The organism is Arthrobacter sp. Leaf141 (genome assembly GCF_001424565.1).
Classification (GTDB): domain Bacteria; phylum Actinomycetota; class Actinomycetes; order Actinomycetales; family Micrococcaceae; genus Arthrobacter.
Genome location: NZ_LMOL01000014.1, coordinates 724 through 967, shown reverse-complemented (window position 1 = coordinate 967; position 244 = coordinate 724). Strand labels below are relative to the sequence as shown.

The window sequence follows — 244 nt, the reverse complement described above, 5'->3', positions numbered from 1 at the left end:
GGAGGATGATTGGTCCGGGGAGGACCTGCTGGAGCGGGCCAAGGAAAACCGGTTACAGCGCCTCGGGGTGGTGCGGCGCGTTGAGGCTGAACTCGCGGCGGTCAAGGCGTTGACTGTTGCTGAGTATGTGGGGATTGAAGAGGCCCTGACCCCGCCGGGGATCTCGAACCAGCATCAACGGGCCCGGGAAATCTCCCTGATCGCTGAGGTCGGCGGGATCCTTGGCCTCGGGGCCGGCGCTGCA

General features: G+C 66.0%; 1 pseudogene. It reads left to right on the top strand.

The features are described 5' to 3' along the window. Positions 1-244, top strand: a pseudogene (locus ASF72_RS20610) (HNH endonuclease signature motif containing protein); the annotation flags it as partial.